The sequence below is a fragment of the Kosakonia sp. CCTCC M2018092 genome (genome assembly GCF_003864115.1).
Classification (GTDB): Bacteria; Pseudomonadota; Gammaproteobacteria; order Enterobacterales; family Enterobacteriaceae; genus Kosakonia; species Kosakonia cowanii.
Genome location: NZ_CP034225.1, coordinates 2,915,045 through 2,938,385, shown reverse-complemented (window position 1 = coordinate 2,938,385; position 23,341 = coordinate 2,915,045). Strand labels below are relative to the sequence as shown.

Annotated in this window: 20 protein-coding genes; 9 read left to right on the top strand and 11 right to left on the bottom strand. The window is 56.4% G+C overall.

Annotated elements, in window-relative coordinates; all coding sequences use genetic code 11:
* Positions 1–19: 19 nt before the first annotated feature.
* Positions 20–1,168 (bottom strand): glucans biosynthesis protein MdoC, encoded by a 1,149-nt coding sequence (mdoC, locus tag EH164_RS14050; RefSeq protein WP_124968725.1) that lies wholly within the window; start codon positions 1,166–1,168, stop codon positions 20–22.
* A 275-nt stretch (positions 1,169–1,443) separates the two neighbouring features.
* Between mdoC and mdoG the strand changes: the two genes are divergently transcribed.
* The 3 genes from mdoG to EH164_RS14035 all read left to right on the top strand — a co-directional run bounded on the left by mdoG (position 1,444) and on the right by EH164_RS14035 (position 5,795).
* The gene (gene mdoG, locus EH164_RS14045; protein WP_124968723.1) at positions 1,444–2,979 is read left to right on the top strand and encodes a glucans biosynthesis protein MdoG; all 1,536 of its coding nucleotides are present in this window, start codon (positions 1,444–1,446) and stop codon (positions 2,977–2,979) included.
* Entirely contained in the window at positions 2,972–5,500 is a 2,529-nt protein-coding gene (gene mdoH, locus EH164_RS14040; RefSeq protein ID WP_124968721.1) for a glucans biosynthesis glucosyltransferase MdoH, read from the top strand. The genes mdoG and mdoH overlap by 8 nt, the downstream gene beginning before the upstream one ends.
* 76 nt (positions 5,501–5,576) lie before the next feature.
* The gene (locus EH164_RS14035; protein ID WP_370277280.1) at positions 5,577–5,795 is read left to right on the top strand and encodes a YceK/YidQ family lipoprotein; all 219 of its coding nucleotides are present in this window, start codon (positions 5,577–5,579) and stop codon (positions 5,793–5,795) included.
* Here the strand turns inward: EH164_RS14035 and EH164_RS14030 are convergent, their stop codons facing one another.
* From EH164_RS14030 to EH164_RS14020, 3 genes are all read right to left on the bottom strand, one after another.
* Positions 5,796–6,170 carry a MysB family protein gene (locus tag EH164_RS14030; RefSeq protein WP_094193033.1) on the bottom strand — a complete coding sequence of 125 codons (375 nt, stop codon included), beginning with the start codon at positions 6,168–6,170 and terminating at the stop codon, positions 5,796–5,798.
* 79 nt (positions 6,171–6,249) lie between these two features.
* Positions 6,250–7,992: an enoyl-CoA hydratase-related protein gene (locus EH164_RS14025; protein WP_124968717.1), complete on the bottom strand. Its 1,743-nt coding sequence runs from the start codon at positions 7,990–7,992 to the stop codon at positions 6,250–6,252.
* Between the two features lie 193 nt (positions 7,993–8,185).
* A complete protein-coding gene (locus tag EH164_RS14020) occupies positions 8,186–9,910 on the bottom strand; it encodes an amidohydrolase (RefSeq protein WP_241174965.1) in 1,725 nt (574 codons plus the stop codon).
* 529 nt (positions 9,911–10,439) lie between these two features.
* Here EH164_RS14020 and EH164_RS14015 point away from each other — a divergent pair.
* The 5 genes from EH164_RS14015 to EH164_RS13995 all read left to right on the top strand — a co-directional run bounded on the left by EH164_RS14015 (position 10,440) and on the right by EH164_RS13995 (position 16,358).
* On the top strand, positions 10,440–11,354 hold the full coding sequence (locus EH164_RS14015) for a LysR family transcriptional regulator (RefSeq protein WP_124968715.1): 915 nt from the start codon (positions 10,440–10,442) through the stop codon (positions 11,352–11,354).
* Between the two features lie 262 nt (positions 11,355–11,616).
* Positions 11,617–11,883, top strand: coding sequence for a YtcA family lipoprotein (locus tag EH164_RS14010; protein ID WP_124968713.1), 267 nt, complete (start codon positions 11,617–11,619; stop codon positions 11,881–11,883).
* 12 nt (positions 11,884–11,895) lie between these two features.
* Positions 11,896–12,924, top strand: a complete 1,029-nt coding sequence (gene mdtN, locus EH164_RS14005) for a multidrug transporter subunit MdtN (RefSeq protein WP_023481844.1) — start codon at positions 11,896–11,898, stop codon at positions 12,922–12,924.
* Positions 12,925–12,932: 8 nt separating this feature from the next.
* Positions 12,933–14,873: an FUSC family protein gene (locus EH164_RS14000; RefSeq protein WP_124968711.1), complete on the top strand. Its 1,941-nt coding sequence runs from the start codon at positions 12,933–12,935 to the stop codon at positions 14,871–14,873.
* 3 nt (positions 14,874–14,876) lie between these two features.
* Positions 14,877–16,358: an MdtP family multidrug efflux transporter outer membrane subunit gene (locus EH164_RS13995; protein ID WP_124968709.1), complete on the top strand. Its 1,482-nt coding sequence runs from the start codon at positions 14,877–14,879 to the stop codon at positions 16,356–16,358.
* Between the two features lie 42 nt (positions 16,359–16,400).
* Here the strand turns inward: EH164_RS13995 and EH164_RS13990 are convergent, their stop codons facing one another.
* The gene (locus EH164_RS13990) at positions 16,401–17,321 is read right to left on the bottom strand and encodes a Kdo(2)-lipid IV(A) acyltransferase (protein ID WP_124968707.1); all 921 of its coding nucleotides are present in this window, start codon (positions 17,319–17,321) and stop codon (positions 16,401–16,403) included.
* 217 nt (positions 17,322–17,538) lie between these two features.
* On the opposite strand from EH164_RS13990, the gene EH164_RS13985 reads away from it, so the two are divergent.
* On the top strand, positions 17,539–18,588 hold the full coding sequence (locus EH164_RS13985) for a rhodanese-related sulfurtransferase (RefSeq protein ID WP_124968705.1): 1,050 nt from the start codon (positions 17,539–17,541) through the stop codon (positions 18,586–18,588).
* 41 nt (positions 18,589–18,629) lie between these two features.
* Here the strand turns inward: EH164_RS13985 and EH164_RS13980 are convergent, their stop codons facing one another.
* The 6 genes from EH164_RS13980 to pyrC form a co-directional block, all read right to left on the bottom strand.
* Positions 18,630–19,205, bottom strand: coding sequence for a YceI family protein (locus EH164_RS13980; protein WP_023481320.1), 576 nt, complete (start codon positions 19,203–19,205; stop codon positions 18,630–18,632).
* Between the two features lie 2 nt (positions 19,206–19,207).
* Positions 19,208–19,774 carry a cytochrome b gene (locus EH164_RS13975; RefSeq protein WP_054803145.1) on the bottom strand — a complete coding sequence of 189 codons (567 nt, stop codon included), beginning with the start codon at positions 19,772–19,774 and terminating at the stop codon, positions 19,208–19,210.
* Between the two features lie 398 nt (positions 19,775–20,172).
* Positions 20,173–21,291 carry an N-methyl-L-tryptophan oxidase gene (solA, locus tag EH164_RS13970; RefSeq protein ID WP_124968703.1) on the bottom strand — a complete coding sequence of 373 codons (1,119 nt, stop codon included), beginning with the start codon at positions 21,289–21,291 and terminating at the stop codon, positions 20,173–20,175.
* Positions 21,292–21,407: 116 nt separating this feature from the next.
* Positions 21,408–21,662: a biofilm formation regulator BssS gene (gene bssS, locus EH164_RS13965; protein ID WP_023481711.1), complete on the bottom strand. Its 255-nt coding sequence runs from the start codon at positions 21,660–21,662 to the stop codon at positions 21,408–21,410.
* Between the two features lie 278 nt (positions 21,663–21,940).
* Positions 21,941–22,186, bottom strand: coding sequence for a DNA damage-inducible protein I (gene dinI, locus EH164_RS13960; RefSeq protein ID WP_124968701.1), 246 nt, complete (start codon positions 22,184–22,186; stop codon positions 21,941–21,943).
* Between the two features lie 75 nt (positions 22,187–22,261).
* Complete coding sequence (gene pyrC, locus EH164_RS13955; RefSeq protein ID WP_124968699.1) at positions 22,262–23,305, bottom strand: dihydroorotase; 1,044 nt, start codon at positions 23,303–23,305, stop codon at positions 22,262–22,264.
* Between the last annotated feature and the right edge of the window lie 36 nt (positions 23,306–23,341).

The window sequence follows — 23,341 nt, the reverse complement described above, 5'->3', positions numbered from 1 at the left end:
AGCAGAGCAGCCGAGGGTTTTACCCGGCCTGCACCGGTGATTTCGACGTCTTCTCCTGCGGCTTGCCGGAGAAGAGGAAGCGCAGCAGCGGAATGCGCAGGTGGATCTCATACAGCACAATGGCAATGCCAACCACAAACACCAGCCCGGTGAAAAAGCCCACCACGTTCGACTGAATATGCGGCGTAATCCATGCGCCGAAAAGCAGCGTCAGCGGGTGATGCACCAGGTAGATAAAGAGCGAGGCGTTAACAAAGTAGCTGACGCGCGCGGACTGGAAATTGAGCAGACGGTGGCCAAGTGAGAAGACCACATTCACCATCCAGAAGCCCATCAGCATGGTAATTACCGCTTCTGTTTCATACATCCACCCTTCACCGCTGCCGTAGCGCTGATTGAGCAGATAGGCGACAAACGCCAGCGCTGACCCCACCATGCACCAGGGCGATGGCGTGACAAAAAGGTTCTTCAGGCGCGGGCTGATAAAGGTCAGCGCGCCAAGCAGGAAGAAGGGGATATAAAACAGCGTCTGCATAACGGTGAAATTAAACAGCGCGTCGCGCAATATTTCCGGATAGAAGAGGAACACACCGCGACGAAATGCCGCCCAGGCGATGCCCAATAGCAGAAACCAGACAGAAAGCTTGCCGAGAGAAATGTCGTTAAGCAGGCGATCGGCGTTGTTTTTGATGGCGCGGAATAACCACAAGCTGATCGTCGTTAATATAACGAGCACCAGCAGGAACCATAAATGGGAGATCAATTCCCATGACAGCGTGTTGAATTTGTCATAAGTCGACAGGGTGTGCCAGTTAGCGGTGTTCTCCTTTACATGTTGCAACATAATAAATTGCGGCAACGTCAGCAGTGGAATAGCCGTCAACATGGGAATACCTACGCGTTCAACGCGCACTTTCCACCAGCGTTTAAGTGGGTAGCGCAGGTAGAGCATATAGGAGAAGTAACCCGAAATGACGAAAAAGACCTGCATGCGAAAGGCGTGAATGAAGTCGTTAAACAGCGTCAGCCACCATGAAGGGTAGGTGCTGTTGACATGCCACATATGGCTCGAGTAAATGAGGGAAATGTGGAACGGGATCCCAAGCAGCATTAACCACGCGCGGATGGAATCAAGGAAATATTCACGTTGTACGGGGGATTTAGACATATATCTCCGTGCATTCTCAGACTTTTCGCCTTATCCATAAGACAAATAATGATTACATTCCAAACCAACCCTACACTATGTCAGATAACCTGTCTCCAGGATAAGACTGCAAAAGGAAATGGGTGGCCGGATGCATTTGTTTAATCAATGAACGGTACCTGAGAACAAAGCAGGGATTCGGTTGTCGGATTGCCAGAGTTTCCATTAAAATGGATCGGATCGATTTAAGCACACAAAGGGGGAAGTGCTTAGTTATTATGAAACCTAAATTACGAATGATGAAAATGCATTGGGTAGGGGCAGCAGTACTGTTGTCACTTTATACGTCATCAGGCTGGGCCTTTTCTATCGACGATGTCGCAAAACAGGCGCAATCCCTGGCTGGCAAGAGCTATGAAGCACCCAAAAGCAATCTGCCCTCACTGTTCCGCGACATGAAGTATGCGGACTATCAACAAATCCAGTTCAACCATGATAAAGCTTACTGGAACAAGACCAACACACCGTTCAAGCTTGAGTTCTATCATCAGGGGATGTACTTCGACACGCCGGTAACGATCAATGAAGTGACCGCGACCGCCGTGCATCAGATTAAGTACAGCCCGGACTACTTCAACTTCGGCAACATTCAGCACGATAAAGATACCGTTAAGGATCTCGGCTTTGCCGGTTTCAAAGTGCTTTACCCCATCAATAGCAAAGATAAAAACGACGAAATCGTCAGCATGCTGGGCGCGAGCTACTTCCGCGTGATTGGCGCGGGCCAGGTTTATGGTCTCTCCGCGCGCGGGCTGGCGATCGATACGGCGCTGCCTTCCGGCGAAGAGTTCCCGCGCTTTAAGGAGTTCTGGATCGAGCGTCCGAAGCCGACCGACAAGCGTCTGACCATCTATGCGCTGCTCGACTCCCCGCGTGCTACCGGCGCCTACCGTTTTGTCATTATTCCGGGCCGCGACAGCGTAGTTGATGTCCAGTCCAAAGTTTACCTGCGTGACAAAGTGGGCAAACTGGGCGTTGCGCCGCTGACCAGTATGTTCCTGTTCGGGCCGTCTCAGCCCTCTCCGGCGATCAACTACCGTCCTGAGCTGCATGACTCCAACGGTCTGTCGATGCTGGCCGGCAACGGCGAGTGGATCTGGCGTCCGCTGAACAACCCGAAACACCTGGCCGTCAGCAGCTACGCGATGGAAAACCCGCAGGGCTTCGGTCTGCTGCAGCGTGGCCGTGAGTTCTCCCGTTTCGAAGATATCGATGACCGCTACGACCAGCGCCCGAGCGCGTGGGTCACGCCGAAAGGCGACTGGGGCAAAGGGAAAGTCGAGCTGGTGGAAATTCCGACCAATGACGAAACCAACGACAACATCGTTGCCTACTGGACACCGGATCAGCTGCCGGAGCCGGGCAAAGAGATGAACTTCAAGTACACCATCACCTTTAGCCGTGACGAAGATAAACTGCATGCGCCGGATAATGCCTGGGTTAAGCAGACTCGTCGTTCAACGGGTGATGTGAAGCAGTCCAACCTTATCCGCCAGCCGGACGGTACCATCGCGTTCGTGATCGACTTTACCGGCCAGGATATGAAAAAACTGCCGCAGGATACGCCGGTAACGGCGCAGGCGAGCATTGGCGATAACGGTGAGATCGTTGAAAACGCCGTTCGCTATAATCCAGTGACCCAAGGTTGGCGTTTGACGCTGCGCGTGAAGGTCAAAGATCCGAAGAAAACCACGGATATGCGCGCGGCGCTGGTCAACGCCGATCAGCCCCTGAGTGAAACCTGGAGCTATCAGCTACCTGCCAATGAATAAGATAACTGAGTATATCGACGCGCTGCCGCTCCCTGCGGAGCAGAAAGCAGCGCTGCCGACGGATTCGATTCGCGGCGTGCATGAAGCGCTGGACGCGGAGCACACGGACTGGAAGCGTGAAGATGACACGCCGCTGGGTTCGGTGACCGCGCGGCTGGAAAACAGCTGGCCGGATTCGCTGGCGCAAGGTCAACTGGCGAAGGACGACGAGGGACGCGCGCAGCTGCAGGCGATGCCGAAAGCCAAACGCTCCTCGATGTTCCCGGATCCCTGGCGCACCAACCCCCTTGGTCGCTTCTGGGATCGCCTGCGCGGTCGTGAGGTTCTGCCGCGCTACATGTCGCGTCTGACCAAAGAGGAGCAGGTTCGCGAGGAGAAGTGGCGTACCGTTGGCTCTATCCGTCGCTATATCCTGCTTGTGCTGACGATTGCGCAGACTGTCGTTGCGACCTGGTACATGAAAACCATCCTGCCTTATCAGGGCTGGGCGCTGATCAACCCTGCCGATATGGCAGGGCAGGATCTGTGGGTCTCCTTTATGCAGCTCCTGCCTTATGTGCTGCAGACCGGGATCCTGATCCTCTTCGCCGTCCTCTTCTGCTGGGTCTCCGCCGGCTTCTGGACGGCGTTGATGGGCTTCCTGCAACTGCTGATTGGGCGCGATAAATACAGTATTTCCGCCTCGACGGTGGGCGATGAACCGCTGAACCCGGAACATCGCACTGCGCTGATCATGCCTATCTGTAACGAAGACGTCGATCGCGTCTTCGCGGGTCTGCGCGCCACCTGGGAGTCGGTGAAAGCCACCGGGCAGCAGAAGCACTTCGACGTCTATATCCTGAGCGATAGCTACAATCCGGATATCTGCGTCGCGGAGCAAAAAGCCTGGATGGAGCTGATTGCTGAAGTGCAGGGCGAAGGGCAGATCTTCTACCGCCGTCGTCGCCGTCGCGTGAAACGTAAGAGCGGCAACATCGATGATTTCTGCCGTCGCTGGGGCAGCCAGTACAGCTACATGGTGGTGCTGGATGCGGACTCGGTGATGACCGGTGACTGCCTGACCGGGCTGGTGCGCCTGATGGAAGCCAACCCGAACGCCGGTATTATCCAGTCTTCGCCGCGCGCGTCCGGTATGGACACGCTCTATGCGCGCTGCCAGCAGTTTGCTACCCGCGTCTACGGCCCGCTCTTTACCGCCGGTCTGCACTTCTGGCAGTTGGGGGAATCCCACTACTGGGGCCACAACGCGATTATCCGCGTGCAGCCGTTTATCGAGCACTGTGCGCTGGCACCGCTGCCGGGCGAAGGCTCGTTTGCAGGCTCCATCCTCTCCCATGACTTTGTGGAAGCTGCGCTGATGCGCCGCGCCGGTTGGGGTGTGTGGATTGCCTACGATCTGCCTGGTTCTTATGAAGAGCTGCCGCCGAACCTGCTTGATGAGCTGAAACGCGACCGCCGCTGGTGTCACGGGAACCTGATGAACTTCCGTCTGTTCCTGGTCAAAGGGATGCACCCGGTTCACCGCGCGGTGTTCCTCACCGGCGTAATGTCCTATCTCTCGGCACCGCTGTGGTTTATGTTCCTCGCGCTCTCAACGGCGCTGCAGGTGGTGCATGCGCTGACGGAACCGCAGTACTTCCTGCAACCGCGCCAGCTCTTCCCGGTCTGGCCGCAGTGGCGTCCGGAACTGGCTATCGCGCTGTTTGCCTCGACCATGGTGCTGCTCTTCCTGCCGAAGTTGCTGAGTATCATCCTTGTCTGGTGCAAAGGGCCGAAAGAGTACGGTGGTTTCTTCCGCGTCACGCTGTCGCTGCTGCTGGAGGTGCTCTTCTCCGTGCTGCTGGCACCGGTACGTATGCTGTTCCACACAGTGTTCGTGGTCAGCGCGTTCCTCGGCTGGGAAGTGGTATGGAACTCGCCGCAGCGTGATGATGACTCCACGCCGTGGGGTGAAGCCTTTATGCGTCACGGCTCGCAGCTGCTGCTGGGCCTGGTGTGGGCAGTGGGGATGGCGTGGCTGGATCTGCGCTTCCTGTTCTGGCTGGCACCGATCGTCTTCTCGCTGATCCTCTCGCCGTTCGTGTCGGTGATCTCGAGCCGCTCAACGGTCGGTCTGCGCACCAAACGCTGGAAGCTGTTCCTGATCCCGGAAGAGTACTCTCCGCCGCAGGTGCTGGTCGATACCGATCGCTATCTGGAGCTGAACCGCTCACGCTCGCTGGAAGATGGGTTTATGCATGCCGTATTTAACCCCTCCTTCAACGCGCTGGCGACGGCGATGGCCACGGCTCGTCACCGTGCCAGTAACGTGCTGGAGATTGCCCGCGACCGTCACGTTGAGCAGGCGCTGAATGAAACGCCAGAGAAGCTCAATCGCGATCGTCGTCTGGTGCTGTTAAGCGACCCGGTAACGCTCTCACGCCTGCACTATCGCGTCTGGGAATCACCAGAGCGCTATTTGTCCTGGGTGAAGCATTACGAAACGTTGTCGCTTAATCCACTGGCGCTGAAGGCGAAATAAGCCATCATTAAGAAAATACCGGCATTAGCCGGTATTTTTTTATCTGCATAATCAGAAGGGGAACGCGGTGAGAGTGATGCTGGTGATGGTCATGGTGTGCGTATTAAGCGGCTGCGGCAGCATTGTCAGCCGGACGATCCCAGGCCAGGGCCACGGGAATCAGTACTACCCCGGCGTGCAGTGGGATGTACGTGACTCCTCATGGCGCTTCCTGACCGTGCTGGATCTGCCGCTCTCGCTGGTGTTTGACACCCTGCTGCTGCCGATAGACGCCCAGCACGGCCCCTATGAGTGATTAACGCTCATCCCACTCGTCTGCCGCAGCCTGACCCTCTTCGGTGTCCAGCGGCGGCTCGAGCTGGAATTCGCCCTCATCCCACTCGTGCAGGGTGTTCTCTTCCAGCCACTCCTGACGGATCTCGATCTCGTCAAAGTCGCCATCAAAGACGCTTTGTGCTGCTTCGCCGCTGTACATCGGCAGGCACTCGCCCGGCTGCTCTTCGTCGGCAAAAAATTCTGCCTGCCAGACGATATCGCCATCCTGCAGCACGTACTTCTGGACATTGAACTGTTGCACATTGAGGTCATCTTCATCGACGTCGGGGTTGTTAGCGATAAAGGCTTCGCGCGCCGCGTCAATGGCTTCGGCCAGAGTTGTGTAATAGTTCAGTTCAGAATCAGCCATGTAAAACGCTCCTTGATAACGATAGTAGACATGCAGAAATCTATAGTCGCTGGTGATGCCAGCGTCAAACTTCCTCCCTACTTTTATCTTGCCCGAGGCTCGCTGCCACGGCGGCGTTGTACCGCTGCAAATGTTCTGGTGTCTGACAAGGCGGCTGCTTCATCACAAACGCCGTACGGCGAGCAGAGAAGTGAAGATCGTCCGCAAAGAAGTTGCCTCTCATCCTGCTAAGCTCCTCCCGGCGATACGCATCCAGGGGACGCCCACGGCGCATCGCTTCCTGAGCACGCGCTTTTGCCTTGAGCGAATCGGGCAGGGCGGCAGGCGCAATAAGCGCGCTGGCATGGCTGACAACGGTTTCAAGAAACGCTTCGCGCGAGACCTCGAGCACCGAGTCGACGAGGCCGAGCGCCGCCGCCTGCCTGGCGCTAATCGGCAGACAATTTTCACTCAGCGCCACCGCCGCTTCAGCATCCGCGCGCCACGGTAGCGTTAAGGTCCAGAACTCCGACCCGTGCAGCCCCATGGTTTTGTAATGCGGATTAATCACCACACCTGCGCGCATAAAGACGCGATCGGCCGCCAGCATCAGCATCGCGCCGCCTGCGCCGGCATTGGCATTGACTGCGCTTATTACCAGCTTGTCGCGGCAGGTGAGGATCGCATCGGCAAAGTCATCGATGGCGTTGATCGATGCCCACCCCTCTTCAGCAGGGTTATCCGCCACATGAATGGAATTAAGCTCAATGCCGTTTGACCAGAAATCATCTCCCCCGGCCAGCACGATAGCATCCACGCTGCAATCTCCGGCTGCGCGCGTAAAGAGCGTGGTGAGGATCTGCGAATCATTGACGGTAAACGCGCCGTTGAGCAGCGGGAAATGAAGAATGGCGACGCGCCCGCGCGTCTCGAGCCAGGGCTTGTTGGGGTGCTGCGCATCGAGTACCGGCAGTGAAGCGCGCGCCGCGAGTTCGTCCCGTAGCGCGACGGCGGCGGGAAGTTTGACCTGCGCACAGGCGTGCTTGTCACTGCGGCGCAGGTGACCGATCCACAGCGCGCCATCGAGGGTTGCCACACAGAGCGCATCGCCGTCGCGGGCGAAAATCTCCCCGACGTGCCCACGTCGGCTGGCGACATTTTCCTCAGCCTGCCAGGCGTTGAAAACCCGCACCGTCACGCCTGCTAACTGCGTCGGCGCACCGGGCAGGCTGTCGCTGGCGCGGATTTTACGCAGCAGCAGGTCGGTGGGATCGCACTGCCAGTCAAGAGTGCGCGCGCTCATCGGCAGTGCTGCTCTCTCACGGCCGCGCGTCGTGGCGCGGTCATAATCAAGGGGATCGCCATGCTGCTGACCCTGCTGCAACTTCGCGATCAACTCCCACAAACAGACGACGGCAGCATCAGTAACCAGATGGCGGTAAATCCGGCTTTTCGCCATCGGTGGAAGGGGGAAAGTACGGGTCGCCCAGATGTCGCCTGCATCCATCACCGCGTTGGCTTCCAGCAGGGTCACCCCCCATTCGTGCCACCCTTCGAGGATCGCCCAGTCAAGGGAGCTGGGGCCGCGGTCGCCGACAATACCCGGGTGCAGAATGAAGCATCGGTAACGTTGCCAGACGCGGTCAGGTATGGCCCGTTTCAGAAACGGCGCGATAATAATGTCAGGCGGGTTCGCCGGAAGCCGCTGTTCAAGCGCCTCATCACCGGTAAAGACCTCAACGGTGACCTGATGACCGGCATCGGTCAGTTCGACAAAAAAACGTTGTGACAGGCCATTAAAGGCGCTGCAAAGCAGAAGAATATGCATGACTTTCCATCCTGGAAGAGGGGGTTCCGGTAGGGGAGTGCTCACCCACTATTTTTTTCAGGCCACGGGCTAAAAACAAGCAGAGCGGCGGTGATGTTGCCAGGCAACTTCTTGCCCCGACTTGAAAACTCTTAATCTGGCCTGTTGTATTTAGCTTCCCACGCGGAGCCTGCTCCGCGTGGGAAAAGGGGGGTTATGATTTTTTCTGCGCGCTATCGTAGACCTTCTCCCCGGCGAACCAGGTTTCGGCAATTTTCCAGTCACGAATATCCTGCGGCACTGGATCCTTGATTTTGCCGTCAACAATGGCGAAATCCGCCCACTTACCGACGGTAATCGAGCCAATCTCTTTATCCCAGCCGCTGATTTTGGCCGGTGCCATGGTGTAGGCATACAGCGCTTCGTCAAAGGTAAGGGCGTTTTCGCCATACCACACTTTGCCATCTTTCAGGCGTAGCACGGCATCACCCAACTGCGTCATCGGGCTCTCTTTTGCCGTCGGCCAGTCGCTACCGAACACCAGGTTTCCACCCGCCGTCAGCAGCGATTGCCAGGCGTAACTGCGCTTCAGGCGCTCATTCCCCAGACGCGTCTCAAGGAAGTTAGGCGCAATGGCATGATCGGGCTGCATCGACGGCACAATGCCGTTCTGCGCAAACTTCTCGATATTGGCGTACTTCGTCAGTTCAATATGTTCGATACGGTTGATTTTATCCTTGCCCTGCGGGCTGTTGCGAAACGCTTCCAGCGCCATCGTCACAGCATTATCGCCGATGGCATGAACGGCAACCGGGAAGCCATACTGATGTGAGCGCTGCACCATCTCGTTCATCTTCTCCTGGGTATAGAGCGGGGTGCCGAAGTAGTGATCGTGGCGATCGGAGTAGTGCTCATGCAGGGCGGCGGTGTGGTTCATCAGGGTGCCGTCCATAAAATATTTATGGTAGCCGTAGCGGAACTGCGGCCCTTTACCGATCGCTTGCTCTTTGTCGGCGGCAAAAGCATTCATCTCTTTTTGCTTATCGGCTTGCGCTTTCCACGCCTCTTCACCGCTGTTTTTCTCGCTGGTATCGACCATGTAGCCATACCAGATGCGCATCGGGAAGCCGCCTTTTTTCAGCATATCGGTGTAGATGTCGCCCGAGTTGGTCCACATATCGTGAGCACTGGTGACGCCGAGGCTATTGAAGTGCGCCATCACTTTGCGCAAGCCCTCGCTTTTATCCCCCTGCGCGGCAATCACTTTTGGTGAGCGGTTGTAGAGATCAAGGGCGTTCTCCAGCAGGATACCGGTCGCTTTACCGTTTTTATCCCGCTGGATCGTCCCGCCGACCGGATCGGGTGTCTTATCGGTGATCTCAAGCTCTGCCAGCGCTTTGCTGTTCAGCCACATGGTGTGGTAATCGACGTCCACCAGCGCGACCGGGTTATCAGGTGCGACTTTGTCGAGCTCGGCTGCCGTGGGTAGCGTCTTCTCTGCGGTTAAGGTGGCGTCCCAGCGGCCGCCGAAGATCCAGCTGCCTTTCGGCTGCGCATCCACTTTTTCCTTGATCATCTTCAGCCACGTCTGTTTGCTGCTGATGCCAAACAGGTCGACCCCATTAATGAGATCGATCCCGGCAATCAGGTGCGTGTGGGCATCAATCAGCCCCGGGATCACCGTTTTACCCTTAGCGTCGATCATTTTCGTCTTATCGCTTTGCAGCAGCTTGATATAGTGCGGGCTGCCCACCGCGATAAATTTGCCATCTTTAATCGCCAGCGCCTGCGCGCGCGGTTTGGCGGCATCGGAGGTGCGGATATCGGCATTCATAATAATGATATCGGCAGGGGTTGGTCGGTCATTGGGATCGTTAGGCACATCCTTTGCCGCTGTAGCGTTAAGTGAGGTGCTAATTAATGCTGATAACAGACTCACTTTGATAATTTTCTGTAGTGTACCCGTAGGTTTAAATAAACCCATATCGCGTTCTCCATTTAAATGGCGGGAATAATAACGTTCGCCGCGATAATAAGCAGAAGCGAATAACGATACAAATGCGCTACACGCAAAATAACCGCAGTAATAGGCTCTTGTGGCAATAATAAAACTTTCCTGCTGGTAAAAAGTTCTGATTATGCAACAGGTGACATTTATTTGAAGATAAATCATAAGCGCTTTCTTAAAGTGTTATTTGTTTACTTATCAGTTAAAGCTTACAGGATGCGGTTTATTGACAATTAACAACGCCATTTGACGCTATTTAGTTATTTGCTTTTCATTTTGTAATTATCTTTATTGGCATGTTAATAGCGCCTTATTAACCCTCTACAAGAGCCGGTTAAAAGTGACCCACATCAATGTGTTGTAATAAGAAAGTGCTTAAACCTGAACCTGCGGGATGAGCAGTAGACGCGCTGACGTCAGGCTCATCACAATAATGAGAAGAGGTAAGGACGCAAACAGCATGAAAAAAAGCGATCTGGTTATTGAAAATAAAGCACTCTGCGCCTTTGTCGCCGCCGCAGAAACAGGAAGTTTTTTGCAGGCGGGGCAACGGATGAATCGCTCGAAATCAACGATAAGCCGCTGGATAAAAGAGCTGGAAGATATTCTCGGCTACACCTTATTTCACACGCGCGGTAATGGATCGGTGGTTAAAATTAACAGCAACGGCAAGCGGCTGCTGCCAAAAGCAAAATCAATGGTAAATAGCTGGCAGCGGCTGGAGGCCTTCTCCTTATCATTACAAACACGCCGCGAACCGGAAATCGTCAGGCTGGCCTTTAATGAATTGATCCCGTCAGAAGTGGTGGCCGATATTTTGCTCACTGTGAAGGCGGCTTATCCGCAGATGCTGCTCCACGTTATCCATACCGATCTATATGACACCGAGGCGAGCCTGCGTGCTAAGCGCGTCGACTACGTGCTTGGGCTGCATTTGCCGGTCATGCCTTGCGGGCTGCAAGGCTGCGTGGTGGGCGATCTGCAAACCATGCTTATTGCCCATCCACAGCACTGGCTGGCACAGCAGAGCCATATCGACGCCTTTCAGCTGGATGGCGAAACGCTTATCTATCCCGCTTTTCCGGATGAAAATAATGACCATCGCTATCCACTGCACGCGTCGGCAGAGGCGATGCTGGTGACGGATTACACCTTGAGCGCAATGCTGGCAAAAAAGGGGCTTGGCATCGCCTGCGTACCGGATCATATTGCGCGGCCGGAGCTGTTGGCGAAGCGGGCTGTCGCCCTTGATGTCAATAATGATGAATTTAATAACCTGCACTCGCTGATGTTATTCTGGCGCGAAAACGAGGATGACGCGGCGCTACGGTCGCTGATTGTTGGCAGCTTAAAAGAGTGGTTTGGTTATTGCTAAGCGTGCAGGGTCTATTCCGCCGTCAGGCAGAAGATTCTGCGTTAATGGACTTTTTGCTTTTGAGATTTGCCTGAGGGTTATGCAAAAAAACGGAAATGTAACGCCAGCGTTATATTTTCTGGCGCAGCGGTTTATAATCACCCTTTGCAAAGGTTGTCCCTAATCTGAGTAGGGTGTGCCGCAGGCGTCGATAGCGCATTATTTATCTAAGGGATGGAGAAAAGGTGTCAGTGACGATGATTTCGCGCGCAGGAGCAAGGCTGTGAAAGGGATCGCAATACCTCTGCGCGGAGCCGCGCTACTACTCTGCTGTTTACTCTCCGGCTGCGGCTTGCCGCCCGCGATTCCTGTGCTGGGCGCGTCATTCCCCGCCTGGTTCTTCTGTTTCCTCGCCGCGGCGCTGCTGCTCATCCCGTGTCATCTGCTGATTGTGCGTAAAGGCTGGCAGGCGCGTTTCTCGCCGCTGGTTATAAGCTATCTGGCTCTGCTGTTTCTCTTTGCCGCGCTCTTCTGGTTTTTACTTTTTTAGATATGAAGGCCTATGACTGATTCCAGCCCAACGCTGTTACGGAAAAAGTGGCCGCTGCTGCTCATTGTGATTGGCGCGATCGTGGCGCTGATTGCGGTGATCTGGCACCTGCAGACTTCTCCGCAAACCAACGATGCCTATGTCTACACCGATACGATCGATGTCGTGCCGGAAGTGACGGGGCGCATTGTCGAGATGCCTGTGCGCGACAACCAGCGCGTGAAAAAAGGCGATTTGCTGTTCCGCATCGATCCGCGCCCCTATCAAGCGATGCTGGCGGATGCAAAATCGCGGCTGGCGGCGCTCGACGCGCAAATTACCCTGACCGGGCGCACCATCAAAGCGCAGGAGTATAACGCGCAGTCTGTTGCCGCCGCGGTGGCGCGCTCGCAGGCGCTGGTCGATCAGACCCGCTCAACGCGCAGCCGCCTGGAGCCGCTGGTGCCGCAAGGGTTCGCTTCGCAGGAGGAGCTGGATCAGGCACGTACGGCGGAGAAAGCCGCCCGCTCAGAGCTGGCCGCAATTCAGCTTCAGGCCAGCCAGGCAGCTTCAGCCGTGCTCGGTGTCGATGCGATGGTGGCCCAGCGGGAAGGGGCGCTGGCGCAGATTGCGCTGGCGGAGCTACATCTGGAGTTTACCGAGGTGCGCGCGCCCTTTAACGGTGTGGTGGTGGCACTGAAAACCACGGTCGGCCAGTACGCCTCGGCGTTAAAACCGGTCTTCACGCTGATGGATGACGACCGCTGGTATGTGGTGGCCAATTTCCGCGAGACCGATCTGCAAGGCATTCGCGCCGGCACACCGGCGGAGATCACCGTGATGACCGACCACAGCCAGCGCTTTAGCGGCCGTGTCGAGTCGGTCGGGTTTGGCGTGCTGCCGGAAGGCGGAACGGTGATTGGTGGCTTACCGATTGTGCCGAAGAGCATTAACTGGGTGCATGTTTCGCAGCGCTTCCCGGTGAAAATCGCCGTTGAGCACCCCGATCCGGCGCTGTTCCGCATGGGCGCTTCCGCAAGCGTTACCCTCAAACCGCAGTGAGTATCGCGATGGAGCGCGCCTGGGGTTATCTGCAAAAAGAGCTACGTGCCACTCCGGGGCGAGGCAACTACACCCTGCGTATGACAATCAGCTGCGCGATCCTCATTGCGCTGTTTATGAGCCTGCAGATCCCCTTTCTGGCGATAGCCCTGATCGTCGTTTTTTATGTCAGCCAGCCCAACGTAGTGATGATCTCGCTGGTCAGCGTCGCCTTTATGCTGGTGGTAACGCTGGTGCTGGGCGGCGTGCTGCTGATTATCAAATGGACCTATGACTATCCGCTGGTGCGCCTTGTTGCCTCGGTGCTGCTCTTCTCGCTTGCCGTCTATCTGATGCGCATTATGGGCAAGCTGGGGCTGGCCTTTTTTGTCGTGGCGCTGGCGGTGATCTATGCGCAAACTTTTCCCTCCATGACCGGGCAGAGCGAGATCCTCGTGCGCCTGCTGCTGTGGCTGTGGGTGGCGATCAATAGCGCCATTGTGGTGACGCTGCTGGTCAATGCCTGTTTTGCGCAGGCGTTTCCTGGCTGGCAGTTCAAAAGCGCGCTCGCCGCGATGCTGCGCCAGACGGCGACCTGCCTGACACAAACCGATGCCGCCTCCCTCGAAAATGCCCGACCCACCTTTAGCGCCATTGCCCGCCAGGTTGCGCAGCTGCACACGCTGTTTAAGCTGGCGCGGCTCTCCAGCGCAGAAATGGCTGATAATCAGCAGAAGTGGCAGAGCGTGATGGCGTTTACCCTGCGCAGCTATCAACTGGTTGCGCTGTTGCAACCCGGTGCGTCCGATGCGGCGAGGCGTCAGCTTGCTGATGCGCTGCTTGCGCTGGCGCAGCAGGTGGAGGAGGGCAAACTGCCGCCTGTGCAGGAGGTCTCCATTTCCGTTGATAGTCAGCATGATGTGATTGTGCGCGAGATTGCCGCGCTGCTGGCCTCGCTTCAGCGCGGAGAAACCGTTGCCTTGCCGCCCGGCGAGGGAGATAAAATCGCCTTAATGCCGCCGGATGCGTGGCGTAACCCGGCCTATCTGCACTTCACTTTAAAAACCGTGCTGGCCACGCTGCTTTGCTACGTCTTCTATACCGCGACGGACTGGCAGGGCATTCACACCATTATGCTGAGCTGCGTGATTGTGGCGCAGCCGGGGCTTGGCGCGACGATGCAGAAGATCGCGCTGCGCATTGGCGGCGCGCTGCTGGCAACCCTGCTGGCGCTGCTGCTGATTCTCTTTATTCAACCGTGGACGGAGTCGCTGGTCGGCCTGCTGGGGATGGCGCTGCCGGTAATGGCGCTGGCCGCCTGGCTGGCGGGTGGTTCAGAGCGCATTGCCTACGCCGGGATCCAGCTTGGTTTTACCTTTGCGCTGGCCTTTTTAAGCTGGTTTGGCCCGCTCACCAACCTGACCGAGTTGCGCGACCGGGTGATCGGTATTCTGCTCGGCGTGCTGGTCTCGTCGCTGATCCACCTCTATTTATGGCCGGACAGCGAAGCGCCGCAGCTCAAAGCCAGCCTCGCGCGCCTCTACCGGCGTATTGCTGACCTGCTGCGGGCGAAAGATCGCGAGTCCACTACCCCGGCGCTGTTTGCCAGCCTGACCGAGAGCGATGCGCTGCTCAATCGCGTTTCCGCCGAGCCGCTCAACACCTGGGCGCATCCCCATGCAGAAGCGAAAGCCTGGCCGCGCGGCGAGACCTTTGCCAGCGCGCAGGAGCTGGTGCGCCTGAGCGAAGGCTATCGGCTCTATGCCGCAGCGGACGATCCCTTTTTGCCCCGCTGCGCGGAGTATGTTGCGGCCTACGCTACGGCGATCGACCAGGCGCAACCGAAGCCGGAGCTGAAGTCAGTTAGCGCCGATGCAGCAAACCCCTATGGTCCGCCGCTGATGCAGGCGCTCTCCAGCCTGCCTGCGTGGCCATCTCCCTTTTCACTCAGTTCGCGACAGGCAGAGTAAGGTATGCGCGCAAAAATGATCTCTTCGCGTTTTCGCTGCGGCACGCTGGCCGCATTTGGCCTGCTGCTGTTATCCGGCTGCGCGCTGGTGCAGGACGATCCGGGGCAGGTGACCATCGTCAACCCGCAGAAGGCGCAGCTGGCGCAGGCGATCCACCTGGCAAACAGCGGCTGGCCCGCAGCGCGTTGGTGGGAAAACTATCACGATCGCCAGCTAACGATGCTGGTTAACCGCGCGTTGCAAAACTCACCCACTATGCAGGCCGCGCGGCTGCGCGTCGGCCAGTCGCAGTCAACGGTGGCGCTGGCGCAGTCGGCAATGGGCGTGCAGGCAGGTGCCGTTGCGGCGCAAAACTACATGCGCGTATCAGACAGGGATGCGAAAGCGACCTGGCCCTACGCCTACTCACTGCCCGTCGATAAGCAGGGGCCGTGGTACACGCTGAACACGGTGGGCGTTGGCGCGTCGCTCAATATCGATCTCTGGGGATCGGATCGTGCGCGCGTGGCGGCCGCGATTGGTGAGCAGAATGCGAGGCTGGCTGAGACTGCGGCGATAGAGCTGGATATCGCCAGCAGCGTCGCTCAGCTCTACTTTGCGATGCAGGCGACCTTTGCGCGCATTGCATTGCTTAATGAGCAGCAAGAGATTGCCCGCTTCTCCGAGCAGGCGCACCAGCAGCGCGCGGCGCGCGGGCTGGAAGATAGTGTTGATCTCGCCGGTGCGCAGGCTGAACGGCTGGCGGCGCAGCAGCAACTGGTGGAAGCAAACGGCGCGTTAACCCGCTATCGCGAGACCCTGCGGGCGCTGATTGGCGCGGACGCGCAGAGCATGCCTGAGATTCATGCGGTGGCGCTGCCGCAACTTCAACAAACGCTGCCTGCAACACTCTCCTTCGAACTGCTGGCGCGCCGCCCCGATCTGCAGGCGCTGCGCGGGTATGTCACTGCCACCATGAGCCAGGTGGACTCAGCGAAGGCGGCGTTTTACCCGCACTTTGATATCAAAGCTTTCTGGGGCTACAACGCCTTTGATGTCGGCGATCTCTTCCGCTACTCCTTCCAGCAGCTCAATATCCTGCCTGCGCTCACCTTGCCGCTGTTTGACGGCGGGCGGTTAAATGCGCACCTGAAATCAGTACGTACCGCCAGCAACATCCTGATCAAACAGTATAACCAGGCGGTGCTGGACGCGGTACGCGATGTGGCGATCACCTCCAGCCAGCTTAACGATCTCAACCAGATGGTGGCGATGCAGCAGGAGAAGGTGCGCGCGGCGATGACCGCAACCAACAGCGCGGCGGCCCATTACCAGCGCGGTCTGCTGAGCCGCTTCAGGGCGCAGGAGGCGCGCCGCTTAGCGCTGGCGCAACAGCTTCTGCTGCTCGATATGCAGGCGCAGCAGCTCAGCACCGATATCACACTGATTAAAGCGCTGGGCGGCGGTTACCGTAACGAGAACGAAAAGGGTGAAGAGAAGCCGTAACAGAGGCGGCTCCGCCCGTGGTTTACAGGCGGAGCGGGGCGCTTAATAGCGGGAAGGCACGCCCTGCGGGCGGGTTTTGAAGCGGCGATGCAGCCACATATATTGCTCGGGCGCCATCATAATGCAGCGCTCCACCACTTTGTTCATCCACGCGGCGGTGGTTTCGGCATCGTCCAGCGGCGGTGAGCACTCCGGCTCAAGCATAATCAGCTCATACCCTTTACCGCCGGGTTTGCGGCGCGGCACAAACGGCACCACGCAGGCTTGCGACATGCGCGCCAGCATCCAGGTTCCGGAAGTGGACGCGGCCTGCTCGACGGCGAAGAAGGGGACAAAGACGCTGGCGCGCGGGCCATAGTCGTGATCTGGCGCGTACCACACCACTTGACCCGCTTTCAGTGCGCGGATCATCCCTTTCAGATCTTTACGGTCAATCATGCTCTTATTGGAGCGCATGCGCCCCCAGGTTTGCAGCAGATCGATAACCGGGTTGTCGTTCGGGCGGTAGACGCCGATGCCCGGCTCATTCAGACCAAACATCCGCGCGCCAATCTCCAGCGTCAGGAAGTGCACGCCAATGAGCAGAATGCCGCGGCCCTGCGCCTGTACGTTACGCACATGTTCGAAATGGGAGACATCCATCCAGCGGCGCATGCGGCGATCGGACCAGAACCAGGCCATGCCGGTTTCAATTAGCCCCATGCCGACGGATTCAAAATTCTTCGCCACCATTTTCTGCCGCTCCTCCTCGCTCATCTGCGGGAAGCAGAGCGTCAGGTTGCGGTGCGCAATGTGCGCGCGGCGTTTCATTACGCGCTGTGCAAGGTGGCCGAGCGCGCAGCCTAAGCGGTAAAGAAGCGGATAGGGAAGTTGAACCACCAACCACAGCACGCCGATTCCGAACCAGGTTGCCCAGTAGCGGGGGTGCAGCAGCGATGCCGAAAATTTGGGTAAATGCGTCATGACTGTCCTGTGTATAGCTACAATGGCCTGTATTCTCGCACTTTTTTTGTAATTCGCAAAAACCAGGGGGTAGAGCCGCGTTCCATAAGCGCAACGCGCATTACAGTGTGAAATGAATGGGTTGAAATGTAGCGCAAAATGTGGGGATGTAAATTAACACTATTTGCTTTATGATGCCGCCCGTTTTTCACTCTCCACTCTGCAGGATACGTACACCATGCCAGTGTTACACAACCGCATCTCCAATGATGAACTGAAAGCCCGCATGCTCGCCGAAACCGAGCCGCGCGTCACCGTCTCGTTTTACAAATACTTCACCATTGTTAACCCGCAGGCGACGCGCGATGCGCTCTACCAGACCCTGTCGCAGCTGAGCGTCTTTGGGCGCATCTACCTCGCCCATGAAGGGATCAACGCGCAGATCAGCGTGCCACAAAGTAAGTTCGAGGCGTTTCGCCAAGCGCTCTACACCTTCGATCCGGCGCTGGATGGGCTGCGTCTGAATATCGCCATTGATGATGACGGTAAATCCTTCTGGGTGCTGCGCATGAAGGTGCGTGACCGCATCGTGGCGGATGGCATTGAGGATGAGACTTTTGATGCCAGCAACGTTGGGGATTACCTGAAAGCGGCGGAAGTGAACGCCATGCTCGACGATCCGGACGCGGTGTTTATCGATATGCGCAACCACTACGAATATGAAGTGGGCCACTTCGATGGCGCGATGGAAATTCCCGCCGACACCTTCCGCGAGCAACTGCCGAAAGCGGTTGAGATGATGCAGGATCATAAAGACAAAAAGATTGTGATGTACTGCACCGGCGGGATTCGCTGCGAAAAAGCGAGTGCCTGGATGAAGCATAACGGCTTCAACAAAGTGTGGCATATCGAAGGCGGTATTATTGAGTACGCCCGCCGCGCCCGTGAGCAGGGTCTGCCGGTGCGCTTTATCGGTAAAAACTTTGTCTTTGACGAGCGTATGGGCGAGCGCATCTCTGATGATGTGATTGCGCACTGCCACCAGTGCGGCACGCCGTGCGATGCCCACACCAACTGCCTGAACGATGGCTGCCACCTGCTGTTTATTCAGTGCCCGAGTTGTGCTGAGAAGTTCGACGGCTGCTGCAGCGAGTTATGCAAAGAGGAGCGCGCGCTGCCGGAAGAGGAGCAGCGTAAACGCCGCGCCGGACGCGAGAATGGCAATAAGATTTTCAATAAATCGCGTGGTCGCCTGAACACCAAACTGGGCATTCCGGACCCGGAATAACGCAGAAGGAGAGGGGAACCCCTCTCCTTTTTTACGCCTGCTTACTTCTGACGCACACCTTCAACCGAAATAATCAGCTCAACATCCTGCGATGCCGGACCGAGATCGGTAGTGATGTTAAAGTCTTTCAGCTTGATCTTGCCAGAGGCTTCAAAGCCTGCGCGCACGCCGCCCCACGGGTCATTGCCCTGGCCCAGCAGCTTCGCTTCCAGCTCAACCGGTTTGGTGACGCCGTTCAGGGTCAGGTTGCCGGTAATATCCAGCTCATCACCATCCTTTTTCACCGACGTTGAGGTGAAGGTCGCTTTCGGGAACTTCGCCACGTTGAGGAACTCTGCGCTGCGCAGGTGTTTATCACGCTCGGCGTGGTTGGTATCAACACTGTTGGTATTGATGGTGACATTCACCTTGTCGGCCGCCGGGTTGGCCTCATCAAAGGTAAAGCTACCGTCGAAGTCCTTAAACGTACCGTATAACCAGCTGTAACCGAGGTGCTGGATACGGAAGTTAACGAAGGCGTGCTGGCCCTCTTTATCGATCTTGTAGTCTGCCGCTACGGCAGAACCGGTGGTGAACAGCAGCGAGGCGAGAGCGAGTCCCGGCAGGATCTTCTTCATACTTATGCTCCAGAGTCAGGTGACGATTTTCCCAGCATCCGCTTGAGAGTGGCGTCTTTATCAATGAAATGGTGTTTAAAGGCAGCAAGGCCGTGCAGCACGGAGAGAACCACTACGCTCCAGGCCAGCCACAGGTGGATGGTTCCGGCGAGATCCGCCTGCGAGCCGGCATCAGCAAGCGTGGCAGGGATCTCAAACAGGCCGAAAACGTTGATTGGTTTGCCATCGGCGGTGGAGATCAGATAGCCGCTAAAGACGATGCCAAACAGCAGCAGGTAGAGAACGATATGGGCCACAACCGCGGCGATGCGCGTGGCGGTGGAGTAGCTTTTCAACGGCGGTGGCGGCGGGGAGATAAAGCGCCACAGCAGGCGGATCACCAGGCCAAACATCAGCAGAATACCGATACTTTTATGGATCTCGGGAGCCTGATGATACCAGCCATCGTAATAGCTGAGGGTGACCATCCATAACCCTAAGGCGAACATGCCATACACCACGATGGCGACCAGCCAGTGAAGCGTCACGGAAATAAAACCGTAGCGCGCCGGAGAGTTGCGAAATTGCATAACGGGTCATCACTGTTAAACAAAAGTTAATTTAAAATGGCGTCAGTGAGAAAATATTGCAACTCAAAAATAACGAATTGGATTGTTATTTTTTCTATAACATAAATTTTGAATAAGTTTGCCGGTTTACATTCAGGCTATTAGAAAGTTGAAACGTTTAAGGCAGGATTAGCAGTAGGTTAAGCCTGTTGTCATACTCCTGAAGTATTCAAAAATATTGTCTGTAAAAGACGAAAAAATCGCTAAGTGTCAGCTTTTGTAAGCATTTTAGCGCGGATAACCACAAGCAGAATTAATAAAAAGCCAACGGCTGAGAATATATGCCGCCACATTTTCACGCAGGTGATTACTTTATTCGGTACAAAGAGCAACGGCCCTAAAATAGGGCCGACATAAACTCAACGCGTAAAGCGGGCAAGGGAGAAGGGCCGTAAATCGAACTCCAGCGTTTTTTGCTGGGCGAAGGCGCTGGCAATTTCACCGAGCACCGGGGCAAATTTGAAGCCGTGACCGCTCAGGCCGGTTACCACCAGCGTGTTCGGCGCGTCTGGCAGGGTATCGATAATAAAGTCTTCATCAGGCGAGTTGTCATAGGTGCAGGAAGCGCCATACAGGCAGCCGCCAATACCCGGCAGATGCTGGCGTAAAAAGGAGAAGCACTCCGAGCCGTCGCCGGCTTCTGCGCCAAACGGCGTGCGCTCGTCGGCCGCGTTAATCACCTGTCCGCCGTTGTGGCGACCAATCTTTAACTCATTCTCAACCGCCGGGAAGCCGTAGTAGTGCTCGCCGTTTGGCATCTCGCCGGTAAACGCCGGGAAATTATTTTTCACACTGTAACGGCCATCGGCCTGGAACCAGGCAAACACTTTGCGCACTGGCTGGATCGGCAGGTTTGGCAGCAGCGTCTTCGCCCAGGTGCCAGCGCTCACCAGCGCTTTTTTGCCGGAGAAACTCCCTTCCGGGGTATCGATGGTGACGCCATCCTGATGATGGTGCAGGGCGCTGACCGGGCAGTTGAAGAGCTGCGCACAGCCTGCCTGCTCAGCCAGCTGGATCCAGCTTTTAATCGCCAGTTCGCTGTGCAGCACGCCGGAGTCAGCTTCATAGAGCGCGATGTAATCATCAGGAACGCGGATTTCCGGCCAGCGCGCCATTAACGAAGCGGCATCAAGCTTTTCCAGCGCCAGCTTCCACTGCGCGGCGCTGTCGGCGACGTTGGCGAGGAAGGAAGAATCAGCCGGGCCAAAATTGACGACGCCAGTGCGCTCAAACACCGTTTCGCCAGTGAGCGTGTTCAGTTCATCCCATAACTGCTGGGCGCGCAGCACCAGCGGAACATATTTCTCGCCTTCGCCGTAGGCGTGGCGGATCAGGCGCGTATTGCCGTGATGGCTGCCTTCATTGTGCGGCGGCATATGCGCATCGGTCATCAGCACCTTAAGCCCGGCGCGCGTGGCGTAGTAGCCCGCGGCTGCGCCAACGGATCCGCTGCCGATAATAATCAGGTCGTATGTCATGGTTCTCTCCAGGCAAATGCGTGTTCAGGAGGGTAAATAACCTGGGGGGCTTATACAAGGGCAGAAAAAAGAAAGGCACCGCGAGGGTGCCTGATGTTGAGTATGCGCAGATGGTGTTAATGTCTTTTATACTCGTCTTTTTCGTAATCGCCTGATTCAATCTTGGCAATGCCAGCTTCCAGAATCGAAATAAACTGGCGGGCAACATCGGTTGTTAACCATAACGTCTGACCGATTTCAGTCCCTTCCTGAGCGGCTCTGTTCGGGGTCTGGTAGTGCAACCGAAGCATCAGTGCGTCATAGCTATCTACGGTGCTGATGTCCCATCCGACCAGTGGATGGGTCTGGATGACTTCATTATTCTTTACCATCATAACCCCCTGTTTGGCGTGTTTTAATTAGACAACGACGTTCGAGGTTCAATGCGTGTTTTAATTTGAAGCCTTTTCAGTATATCAACAACCCGACCTCATGATCGGGAAAATAAACACTCTGCAACATCTTTTTTGTAGTCATAGATTTTTCTTAAGGGAGTGGCGAAAAGATAAGCGACTCATTTCACTGAGAAAAACAGATGTTACGGTTTTGCTTGAAAATGAAGCAAAAAAAGCCGGGGCGACCCGGCAATAACTTCAACTTCAGAGGGAAATTAATCGGTGATAAACCAATCGTCAGCGCTTTCCCAGGTCTCTTGCAGGATTTCGGTAACGCGGTCTTTATCTTCTTTCGCGCCGCCAAGGACGGAGAGATTATTTGCTGCCGCATAACGGACAGAAATTTTATTTTCGCGATCGGGATAGTGGTCATTCAGACGGCGGGATAACTCACCTGCCAGCGCATCGATAGCGCCCGCGGGTAAAGATGTGGTTCTGGCAATCGTCACTTCAATGCGCATAACAGCCCCCTGTGTAAGATACTGTATGTTTATACAGTTAATCGAAACACATTACAACAGGGGGCATAAGAATATTTAGCGTTTTACTTGCCAGCGCACGGTTTCACCGGCGAGGAAAGGCACCAGCGTATCGTCCGCCAGCGCAATCGACTCCGGCACCACGCACTCTTCCCGCACCAGTTCAATAAACTCTTCATTCACCGGCAGGCCATAGAAGCGCGGCCCGTTGAGGGAGCAGAAAGCTTCGAAGTGCTGCAGCGCGTTCATCTCTTCAAATACCGTGGCGTAGCTGGCCAGCGCCGTTGGCGCATTGAAACAGCCTGCACAGCCGCAGCTCGCCTCTTTGCGATGGCGGGCATGCGGAGCTGAGTCGGTGCCGAGGAAGACGCGATCGAACCCGCTGGCGACCAGTTCACGCAGCGCCTGCTGATGGATATTACGCTTAAGGATCGGTAAGCAGTAGAGATGCGGACGCACGCCGCCCACCAGCATATGGTTGCGGTTAAACAGCAAATGTTGTGGGGTGATGGTGGCGGCCAGCCGCTCATTGCCGTCGCGCACATAGTCAGCGGCATCTTTGGTGGTGATGTGTTCGAATACCACTTTCAGCTCCGGCAGACGCTTGCGTAGTGGCTCCATCACCGTCTCAATGAAGCGCGCTTCGCGATCGAAAATATCGATCTCCGCGTGAGTCACTTCCCCATGCACCAGCAGCGGCATGCCGAGCTTCGCCATCCGCTCAAGCACCGGCATGATGGCATCAATGCTGGTGACGCCGTGGCTGGAGTTAGTGGTGGCATTTGCCGGGTAGAGCTTCGCCGCCGTAAACACCTTTTCCGCAAAGCCGCGTTCGATCTCATCAGGATCGAGGCTGTCGGTCAGGTAGCAGGTCATCAGCGGTTCGAAGTGCTGACCGGCAGGCACTGCGTCAAGGATGCGCTGGCGATAGGCGATAGCGGCCTCAACGGTGGTCACAGGCGGAGCCAGGTTCGGCATCACAATGGCGCGGGCGTAGGTTTCGCTGGTCCACGGCACCACGGTTTTCAGCATATCGCCGTCGCGCAGATGGAGATGCCAGTCGTCAGGACGGCGGATTTTCAAAACCTGGGGTTGTGTCATTGGAGGGCTCCGGCTAAGTGAGAAAGGGCTGTTTTT

Excerpts from the sequence above, each read along its gene's own strand:
- dinI (WP_124968701.1), bottom strand. The coding sequence starts at position 22,186 with ATGCGCATTGAAGTGACGATTGCCAGAACCACATCTTTACCCGCGGGC.
- EH164_RS13985 (WP_124968705.1), top strand. The coding sequence starts at position 17,539 with ATGCCAGTGTTACACAACCGCATCTCCAATGATGAACTGAAAGCCCGC.
- EH164_RS13995 (WP_124968709.1), top strand. The coding sequence starts at position 14,877 with ATGCGCGCAAAAATGATCTCTTCGCGTTTTCGCTGCGGCACGCTGGCC.
- EH164_RS13975 (WP_054803145.1), bottom strand. The coding sequence starts at position 19,774 with ATGCAATTTCGCAACTCTCCGGCGCGCTACGGTTTTATTTCCGTGACG.
- mdoG (WP_124968723.1), top strand. The coding sequence starts at position 1,444 with ATGATGAAAATGCATTGGGTAGGGGCAGCAGTACTGTTGTCACTTTAT.
- mdoH (WP_124968721.1), top strand. The coding sequence starts at position 2,972 with ATGAATAAGATAACTGAGTATATCGACGCGCTGCCGCTCCCTGCGGAG.
- EH164_RS14000 (WP_124968711.1), top strand. The coding sequence starts at position 12,933 with ATGGAGCGCGCCTGGGGTTATCTGCAAAAAGAGCTACGTGCCACTCCG.
- mdoC (WP_124968725.1), bottom strand. The coding sequence starts at position 1,168 with ATGTCTAAATCCCCCGTACAACGTGAATATTTCCTTGATTCCATCCGC.
- solA (WP_124968703.1), bottom strand. The coding sequence starts at position 21,291 with ATGACATACGACCTGATTATTATCGGCAGCGGATCCGTTGGCGCAGCC.
- EH164_RS14015 (WP_124968715.1), top strand. The coding sequence starts at position 10,440 with ATGAAAAAAAGCGATCTGGTTATTGAAAATAAAGCACTCTGCGCCTTT.
- pyrC (WP_124968699.1), bottom strand. The coding sequence starts at position 23,305 with ATGACACAACCCCAGGTTTTGAAAATCCGCCGTCCTGACGACTGGCAT.
- EH164_RS14035 (WP_370277280.1), top strand. The coding sequence starts at position 5,577 with ATGCTGGTGATGGTCATGGTGTGCGTATTAAGCGGCTGCGGCAGCATT.
- EH164_RS14025 (WP_124968717.1), bottom strand. The coding sequence starts at position 7,992 with ATGCATATTCTTCTGCTTTGCAGCGCCTTTAATGGCCTGTCACAACGT.
- bssS (WP_023481711.1), bottom strand. The coding sequence starts at position 21,662 with ATGGTAAAGAATAATGAAGTCATCCAGACCCATCCACTGGTCGGATGG.
- EH164_RS13990 (WP_124968707.1), bottom strand. The coding sequence starts at position 17,321 with ATGACGCATTTACCCAAATTTTCGGCATCGCTGCTGCACCCCCGCTAC.
- mdtN (WP_023481844.1), top strand. The coding sequence starts at position 11,896 with ATGACTGATTCCAGCCCAACGCTGTTACGGAAAAAGTGGCCGCTGCTG.
- EH164_RS13980 (WP_023481320.1), bottom strand. The coding sequence starts at position 19,205 with ATGAAGAAGATCCTGCCGGGACTCGCTCTCGCCTCGCTGCTGTTCACC.